Source organism: Marinobacter sp. L-80 (assembly GCF_056859395.1).
In genome coordinates, this window is sequence record NZ_JBSXOI010000047.1 from 48,134 (window position 1) to 56,897 (window position 8,764).

The following is an 8,764-nucleotide window of genomic DNA, read 5'->3' on the forward strand; positions in this document are numbered from 1 at the left end:
CTGCGTTTCTGAGCAAAGAGTGTCGAGGACGATTTATGGCCATTGATTACCAGAGCCTGGCGGTTCGCGGCGTACAGGCCCTCTCACCGTATCAGCCGGGCAAGCCGATTGAAGAGCTGGCCCGTGAGCTTGGCCTCAATCCGGCAGAGATCATCAAGCTGGCGAGCAACGAAAACCCGCTGGGGCCGAGCGAAAAAGCGCTGTCGGCCGCGCGGCAGGCCCTCTCCGAGCTTTGTCTGTATCCCGATGGCAACGGATTCAACCTGAAGCAGGCGCTTTCGAAGCGTCTGAACGTCGGGATGGATCAGATTACCCTTGGTAACGGCTCCAACGATGTACTGGAAGTCATTACCCGTTGTTTCGCTGATGCAGATTCCGAGGTCGTTTTCTCCCAGTACGCGTTCGCCGTTTATCCCCTGGTGACTCAGGCCATCGGCGCCATGGGTGTGTCTGTGCCTGCCCGGGAGTGGGGGCATGATCTGGATGCCATGGCTGCGGCGGTTACCGATCGCACTCGCCTGGTGTTTGTCGCCAACCCGAACAACCCCACGGGCACGGTTCACACGGCGGATGCCATTGAGGCGTTCCTGAACAGGATTCCGGAGAAGGTGCTTGTGGTCCTGGATGAGGCCTACTGCGAATACCTGACCGGAGAGCAATACCCGGACGGTGTCGAGCTGTTGGCCCGTTTCCCGAATCTCATCGTTTGCCGCACGTTCTCCAAAGCCTGGGGGCTGGCGGCTCTGCGGGTAGGTTACAGTATCTCCTCGCCGGCCATCGCAGACATTCTTAACCGGGTGCGTCAGCCATTCAACGTGGATACGGTTGCCCTGTCTGCGGCCACGGCTGTGCTTGAGGATGAAGACTATCTCCAGCGTTCCCGGGATGTGAACACAGCCGGTCTGCGTCAGTTGCAGGAGGCATTCGACCGGATGGGGCTCAGTTACATCCCGTCAGCCGGGAACTTTGTTGCCGTGGAAGTGGGGGAGCAGGCCATGGGCGTGTACCAGTCCCTGCTGGCCCACGGCGTGATTGTTCGGCCCATCGGCGGTTATGGTATGCCCCGGCATCTTCGGGTTTCTGTCGGGCTTCAGGAAGAAAACGAGCGCTTTATTGATGCACTGGCGCAGGCCCTGGCGGCCTCGGGGTTGAGCGACTGATATGGCGCCGTCCGAGCCTCTGTTTAAACGGGTAGCGGTGATTGGCCTGGGGCTGATTGGCGGCTCCCTGGCCTGCGCGATCCGTCGCAATGGGCTTGCGGGTACGGTTGTTGGTGCGGATCATCGCACTGAGGAACTGCAGCTCGGTAAAGAGTTGGGTGTGATCGATCAGGCGGCGTCAACGGTGTCTGATGCAGTTCGTGGCGCGGACCTGGTTGTGCTTGCCGTTCCGGTACGAGCAACACGCGCGGTTCTTGAGCAGATTCGCCCGTCTCTGGAGCCGGACGCGATACTCACCGATGTCGGTAGTACCAAATCCAGCTTCGTAGCCGATGTTGAGGCCGTGTTCGGCGGCTTGTCGCCTCTGGTTATTCCCGGTCATCCCATTGCCGGTTCCGAGAAGAGTGGCATCCGGGCGGCAAATCCCGAGCTTTTCGCCAACCACAAGGTCATCCTTACGCCGCCGGACAATGTCAGCCAGCCCCACCTGGCTCGCCTGCAAGGGCTCTGGGAGGGCTGCGGTGCCACGGTGCTGACCATGTCGGTGGCGTATCACGATGAGGTGCTGGCAGCCACCAGCCACTTGCCTCACCTGATCGCGTTCTCCCTGGTAGATACCCTGGCGGGTGAAGATGAGAACATGGACATCTTCCGGTACGCCGCCGGTGGCTTCAGGGATTTCACCCGGATTGCGGCCAGCGATCCGGTGATGTGGCACGATATTTTTCTGTCGAACCGTGATGCGGTTCTTCGTGTCATTGACCACTTTACCCACGACCTCGAACAACTGCGCACTGCCATTGCCAATCAGGACAGTGCCACGTTGTTGCGGGTTTTCAGTCGCGCCAAGGCGGCGCGTGAACATTTTTCGAAGATGCTCTCAGGACAGGCTTACGTGACAAACAACAGTGAAAAGCAGGTAACGTTCCGTCTTCAGTCCGGTGGCGCGATCACCGGTGATATCCGGGTGCCCGGCGACAAGTCAATGTCGCACCGGTCCATCATGCTGGGTGCTCTGGCAGATGGCGTAACCGAAGTGAAAGGGTTTCTGGAGGGTGAAGACAGCCTGGCGACGCTCCAGGCATTCCGGGATATGGGCGTTACCATTGAAGGCCCGGACGACGGCTTTGTTCGCATCCATGGTGTTGGCATGCACGGGCTTCAGGCCCCCCGCGGGCCTCTGTATCTGGGTAACTCGGGAACCGCCATGCGGCTGTTCGCCGGTTTGCTGGCGGCCCAGCCCTTTGATTCCGAGCTGACCGGCGATGCGAGTCTCTCCGGTCGCCCGATGGGGCGGGTTGCCGATCCTCTCAGGGCGATGGGCGCCGTTATCGATACCGCAGAAGGGGGGCGCCCGCCACTGAAAATCCGTGGTGGCCAGAAGCTGTCCGGTATTCACTATGAAATGCCGGTGGCCAGTGCCCAGGTCAAATCGTGTCTTCTGCTGGCCGGGCTTTATGCCGAGGGCAGTACATCGGTGACCGAGCCGGCGCCTACTCGCGATCATACCGAGCGCATGCTGGCGGGCTTTGGCTACCACGTCCACCGGGACGGCGCGACCGCCAGTGTTAGTGGCGGCGGCAAATTGACGGCGACCAATATTGACGTCCCTGCCGATATTTCTTCGTCTGCATTTTTCCTGGTCGCGGCCAGTATCGCCCCGGGCTCCGATCTGATCCTTCGCCACGTTGGAATGAACCCGACCAGGGTTGGTGTGATCAACATCCTGAATCAGATGGGCGCCAATATCGAGATTCTGGACGAGCGCGAAATCGGTGGTGAGCCGGTTGCTGACCTTCGGGTCCGCTCGGCGGAGCTGCAGGGTATCGACATCCCTGAGGATCAGGTGCCCCTGGCCATCGATGAATTTCCGGTGCTATTCATCGCCGCGGCCTGCGCCAATGGTCGCACGGTTTTGCGTGGCGCTGAGGAACTCCGGGTCAAGGAAAGCGATCGGATCCAGGTGATGGCAGATGGCCTTGCTGCATTGGGCGTGGACACTACCGTAACCCCGGACGGCATTATTATCGATGGTGGTCAGACCATCGGTGGCGGTACCGTGAACAGTCACGGCGACCACCGCATCGCAATGTCCTTTGCGGTCGCTTCCCTGCGCGCTGCGGGTGACATTACAGTGAACGACTGTGCCAATGTGGCTACGTCTTTCCCCGGTTTTGTGGAACTTGCGCAAGGAACGGGAATCAATATCTCGGCCGAGGGGGCTGAATAATGGTTGATAGCAGTGCGCCGGTGATCACCGTGGATGGTCCCGGGGGTTCCGGCAAAGGCACGATTACCCAGATGCTGGCCCGAAAGCTGGGCTGGCATCTTCTGGACAGTGGTGCTCTTTATCGGCTGACGGCGCTGGCCGCGGCTCGCCAGGGCGTGTCCATGGATGATGAGAGCGGGCTGGTAAAAGTCGCCGCCGGACTGGATGTGGCGTTTGAGCCTACGCCGGCAGGTGAGCCGGTAAAAGTCGTTCTGGCAGGGCAGGACGTGACCGCAGATATACGTACAGAATCGGCGGGCGACAATGCTTCAAAGGTGGCTGTGATCCAGTCGGTCCGTGACGCCCTTTTGCAGCGCCAGCGGGACTTCCGGCAGGCGCCGGGCCTTGTGGCCGATGGCCGTGATATGGGGACCGTGGTGTTTCCGGACGCGCCGGTAAAAATCTTCCTGACGGCAAGCGCCGAGGAGAGGGCTCAACGGCGCTATAGCCAGTTGAAGGACGCGGGTGTCGATGTTAATATTGACGCCCTTTTAGAGGAGATACGGGTTCGTGATGAACGGGATATGAACCGTTCCGCAGCCCCTCTCAAGCCCGCAGATGATGCGCAAGTCATTGATTCTACGGGATTGAGTATAGAAGAGGTGTTAGACAGGTGTATGGCCGCAGCAGGTCAGGCCTGACTACACCTTTTTGTCGTTGAAATGCCGGATGTAGCGTTATCTGCCAGCCACAGGCTTAATCCGGAACTTGTTAACAGACCGTGTTGCTGGTGGCACGGAGTACACTTGCGTTGATCATATAGGACTCATAATGAGCGAGAGCTTTGCGGATCTTTTTGAAGAAAGCCTGAAAGAAATTGACATGCAACCGGGTTCCATCGTCCAGGGAACCGTTGTAGACGTCGATAACGACTGGGTCACCGTTAACGCCGGACTGAAGTCCGAAGGCGTTATCCCCGCCTCCCAGTTCCTTAACGAAAAAGGCGAGTTGGAAATTGCTATCGGCGACGTTGTCGATGTAGCTCTCGACGCTGTTGAAGACGGCTTCGGTGAGACCCGTCTGTCCCGTGAAAAGGCCAAGCGTGCAGAAGCCTGGAAGGTACTCGAGAAGTCCTTCGAAGCTGAGGAAGTGGTTAAAGGTATCATCAACGGTAAGGTCAAGGGTGGCTTCACCGTCGATCTGGCCGGCATCCGTGCCTTCCTGCCTGGCTCGCTGGTAGATGTTCGTCCGGTTCGCGACACCGCGCACCTGGAGAACAAAGAACTCGAATTCAAGGTTATCAAGCTCGACCAGAAGCGTAACAACGTGGTTGTTTCCCGCCGCGCCGTTCTGGAAGCTGAGAACAGTGCCGAGCGTGAAGCTCTGCTGGAAACCCTGACCGAGGGTATGGAAATCAAGGGTATCGTCAAGAACCTGACCGACTACGGCGCGTTCGTGGATCTGGGTGGTGTTGACGGCCTGCTGCACATTACCGATATGGCCTGGAAGCGCATCAAGCATCCGAGCGAAATCGTTAATGTTGGCGACGAAATCAGCGTCAAGGTTCTGAAGTTCGATCGTGAGCGCAACCGTGTTTCTCTCGGCCTGAAGCAGCTGGGCGAAGATCCCTGGGTTGATATCAAGGGTCGTTATCCGGAAGGCAGCAAGGTTACAGCACGCGTTACCAACCTGACTGACTACGGTTGCTTTGCTGAGTTGGAAGAGGGTGTTGAAGGTCTGGTTCACGTATCTGAAATGGATTGGACCAACAAGAACATCCATCCGTCCAAGGTTGTCCAGGTTGGCGACGAAGTGGGCGTGATGATTCTGGATATCGACGAAGAGCGTCGTCGTATCTCCCTGGGTATCAAGCAGTGTGTATCCAACCCGTGGGAAGACTTCTCCAGCAACTTCAACAAGGGCGACCGCATCTCCGGTAAGATCAAGTCAATCACTGACTTCGGTATCTTCATCGGTCTGGATGGCGGCATCGACGGTCTGGTTCACCTGTCTGACATCAGCTGGAACGAGACTGGCGAAGAAGCGGTTCGTGAATACAAGAAGGGTGACGAAGTTGAAACCGTTATCCTGTCTGTTGATCCGGAGCGTGAGCGTATCTCCCTGGGTATCAAGCAGCTCGAAAGCGATCCGTTCGCCGAGTTTGTGCAGCTGAACGACAAGGGCTCTATTGTTAAGGGAACCGTGTCTGCAGTTGATGCCAAGGCAGCTACCATTGCCCTGAACGACGAAGTTGAAGCGGTACTGAAAGCCTCTGAAATCAGCCGTGACCGTGTTGAAGACGCACGCAACGCGCTGAAAGAAGGCGAAGAAGTTGAAGCGAAGATCATCAGCATCGATCGCAAGAACCGCATCATCAACCTGTCTGTGAAGTCCAAAGATGTTGAGGACGACAAGCAGGCACTGGAAAACGTGCGGACCAAAACTGCGGAAACTTCCTCTGGTGCGACCACCATCGGTGATCTCATCAAGGAGCAGATGCAGCAGCAAAACGCCAACAAGGACTAATCTTCCGGTTGGTACGAAAAAAACGGGCTCTAAGAGCCCGTTTTTTTTGTGTTTTTTTCTGGTTTGGCTAAACTAGGTAGTCATGGGAATCCGGTAACCGACGGCCAAATAAAAATGAAAGAGGGAAACGCCTCATGACGAAGTCCGAACTGGTCGAGCTGATTGCTTCCAAGCAAACTCAGCTCTCCGTTAAAGATGTCGAACTGGCTGTAAAAACCATCATCGAGCACATGTCCCAGTCGCTTGCCGATGGTCAGAGAATAGAAATCCGGGGATTTGGCAGTTTTTCCCTTCATCACCGGGCCGCGCGTACCGGGCGCAATCCGAAAACCGGTGAGGCTGTTCAGTTGCCAGCCAAATATGTGCCGCACTTCAAACCCGGCAAGGAATTGAGAGAGCAGGTCAACGACAGCTTGAAGAAAGGCTTTTAACAGCTGCTCAGGGAACGCGTATAATTCGGGCATCAATGCCCTTTGGGAGTGCTATCGCTATGGCAGGATTGCAGAAGATCCTCATTATTCTGTTGGTTTTGGTCCTGGTTCTGCTGGCACTGGTATTCTCGCTCAACAATCAAATGGCAGTCTCCCTCAACTTTCTGTTGTTTGAAACCCAGCCCCATGGTGTTGCCGTCTGGATTATCATGGCATTTGTTGTCGGTGCCCTTGTTGGCGTGCTGATGACCATGCTGGCCACCGTTCGCAACTCGGTGTCCCGGCGAACCCTTCAGAAACGACTTGATCGCGCCGAGCAGGCATTGGAGAAATCCAGGGCCCAGAACGACCGGACTCTTTAATGGATATCGTATTACAGTGGCTGCTGCTAACAGTTGCAGTCGCCGTTGGCTGGCTTGTGGGCCGGCTGGGAAGCGGTGACAGGCGATCCGGCAAAACGATTTCCGATGAGGAATCGGTGAAGGACCGTCTCCAGTTCCTGTTCACGAACTACTCCGACCAGGCGGTTGAGAATTTCGTCCAGTCCCTTGCGGTCAACAAGGATACTGTCAGTCTCCACCTCTCCATTGGCAGCCATTTCCGTAACAAGGGCGAAACCGATCGCGCCATACTGATCCACCAGAACCTTCTGGCCAGGCCCGAATTACCCCCGAGATTCTCCCCGCAGGTGACTCTCGAGCTTGCCCGCGATTACCTGAACGCGGGGCTGCTTGACCGCGCCGAGGCATTGTTGCACCAATTGATGGGCGACAAGGATTATGGTCGGCACTCCTCCCAGCAGCTCATCGACCTCTACCAACAGGAAAAGGAATGGGCGAAGGCTGCCGAAGTTGCCCGGACGCTGACACGTGGAGACGCCGACCCGGCAATGTTCAAAGTGCTGGCCTACCTGACATGCGAGCTGTCGGAAGAGTCCCTGAAACAGGACGACCGCTGGGTTGCCCAGAAACTGGCCAAGGAGGCGCTTGAGTACGATCGCTCTTGCGTACGGGCCAATCTTATTATGATGAAGCTGCTGGTTCGGCAGGGCAGCTATCGCGAGGCAGGCAGCCAGTGCCTGAAAGTATTCGAACAGAACCCGGAGTTTGGGCCGGAAGCCATCGACCGGCTCATGAAACTTGAGCATGAGCACGGCGACATTGGCCGGTTGGCGAAAAAACTGCGCAAGCTTTACGAAAACTACCCGAGCACCAGTTTGTTGCTGGCTCTGGTGGAGTCCGTCGAGCGTGCCTCGGGGCGACCGGCTGCCATCGACTTGCTCAGGCAGGAACTGGAAACCCGCCCGAGTGTCCGTGGCTTGCTCAGGCTGGTGGAAATGGCCGGCTATGAGAAGGGCATGACCACTGATGAGGGCAGGCTGGTGAGCCGTATTGGCCACCTGATTCTCGCCAATCGTCCCGTCTACCGTTGTGTCAGCTGTGGTTTCTCTGGCCGTCAGCTGCACTGGCTTTGCCCAAGCTGCAAGCAATGGGAAACCGTGCGCCCGATCCAGGGTGTTGAAGCCGAATAAACCTTTACCGAATTTCCGCAGGACAAGTGAACGTGCAAACCGCTAACGATCCCAAGATCATCGTCGCCCTCGATTTTCCCTCCCAGAATCCTGCCCTTGAGCTGGTCGACAAACTGGACCCGAGCAAATGCCGCCTGAAAGTGGGTAAGGAACTGTTCACCCGTTCCGGCCCGCAATTGGTTGAAGGGCTTCAGAAGCGTGGATTCGACGTATTCCTGGATCTGAAATTCCATGACATCCCGAACACCACCTCAGCTGCCGTTGCAGCTGCCGCCGATCTCGGTGTATGGATGGTCAATGTGCATGCCTCTGGTGGCGAGAAAATGATGACCGCCTGTCGGGAACGTCTGGAAAGCTTTGGCGCGGATCGCCCGCTGTTGATCGCCGTCACGGTCCTCACCAGTATGAACGCCGACGACCTCGTCGGCATCGGCATCACCGATTCCCCGGAAGCACAGGTGTCCCGACTGGCAACCCTCACCAAAAATTGCGGCCTCGACGGCGTCGTCTGCTCCGCCCAGGAGGCACCGAAGCTTAAAGTCGAGCAGGGCGCCGACTTCAAACTGATCACACCGGGTATCCGCCCCCTGACGGCCGATAAAGGCGACCAGCAGCGCATCATGACGCCCACAGATGCCCTCAAAGCCGGTTCCGATTACCTCGTGATCGGCCGTCCGATTACTCAGGCGTCTGACCCGCTGGCTTCCTTGGAGGCTATTCACTCCGAAGTGATTGGACTCTAGCCCTATCCGGCCCTCGAATCCTGACCTAGGAGTCTGCGCGGCAGAAGCTACATTCTGGCACAATAGATCAAAATTCTTCAGCAACAGGATGACTGATGGGAACCACTTTCCGCCCGTATTCGCCTGGCCAGGAACTGCTTCTTCCCCCGAGCCTGAACGAGTGG

Annotated in this window: 8 protein-coding genes; all 8 read left to right on the forward strand. The window is 57.2% G+C overall.

Going from position 1 to position 8,764, the window contains the following annotated elements:
* Window positions 1–35: 35 nt before the first annotated feature.
* The 8 genes from hisC (at window position 36) to pyrF (ending at window position 8,600) form a co-directional block, all read left to right on the forward strand.
* Window positions 36–1,160, forward strand: a complete 1,125-nt coding sequence (gene hisC, locus AC13E3_RS04955; protein WP_405419228.1) for a histidinol-phosphate transaminase — start codon at window positions 36–38, stop codon at window positions 1,158–1,160.
* A 1-nt stretch (window position 1,161) separates the two neighbouring features.
* Entirely contained in the window at window positions 1,162–3,390 is a 2,229-nt protein-coding gene (locus tag AC13E3_RS04960; RefSeq protein ID WP_008172065.1) for a bifunctional prephenate dehydrogenase/3-phosphoshikimate 1-carboxyvinyltransferase, read from the forward strand.
* Window positions 3,390–4,070: a (d)CMP kinase gene (cmk, locus tag AC13E3_RS04965; protein WP_008172064.1), complete on the forward strand. Its 681-nt coding sequence runs from the start codon at window positions 3,390–3,392 to the stop codon at window positions 4,068–4,070. Before AC13E3_RS04960 ends, cmk begins: the two co-directional genes overlap by 1 nt.
* A 130-nt stretch (window positions 4,071–4,200) precedes the next feature.
* A complete protein-coding gene (gene rpsA / locus AC13E3_RS04970) occupies window positions 4,201–5,895 on the forward strand; it encodes a 30S ribosomal protein S1 (protein ID WP_008172063.1) in 1,695 nt (564 codons plus the stop codon).
* A gap of 134 nt (window positions 5,896–6,029) precedes the next feature.
* The gene (locus AC13E3_RS04975; RefSeq protein WP_008172061.1) at window positions 6,030–6,326 is read left to right on the forward strand and encodes an integration host factor subunit beta; all 297 of its coding nucleotides are present in this window, start codon (window positions 6,030–6,032) and stop codon (window positions 6,324–6,326) included.
* A 59-nt stretch (window positions 6,327–6,385) separates the two neighbouring features.
* Window positions 6,386–6,688, forward strand: coding sequence for a LapA family protein (locus AC13E3_RS04980; RefSeq protein WP_008172060.1), 303 nt, complete (start codon window positions 6,386–6,388; stop codon window positions 6,686–6,688).
* Window positions 6,688–7,857 carry a lipopolysaccharide assembly protein LapB gene (gene lapB / locus AC13E3_RS04985; RefSeq protein WP_288365754.1) on the forward strand — a complete coding sequence of 390 codons (1,170 nt, stop codon included), beginning with the start codon at window positions 6,688–6,690 and terminating at the stop codon, window positions 7,855–7,857. Before AC13E3_RS04980 ends, lapB begins: the two co-directional genes overlap by 1 nt.
* 32 nt (window positions 7,858–7,889) lie before the next feature.
* On the forward strand, window positions 7,890–8,600 hold the full coding sequence (gene pyrF, locus AC13E3_RS04990) for an orotidine-5'-phosphate decarboxylase (RefSeq protein ID WP_008172058.1): 711 nt from the start codon (window positions 7,890–7,892) through the stop codon (window positions 8,598–8,600).
* The last annotated feature ends 164 nt before the right edge of the window (window positions 8,601–8,764 follow it).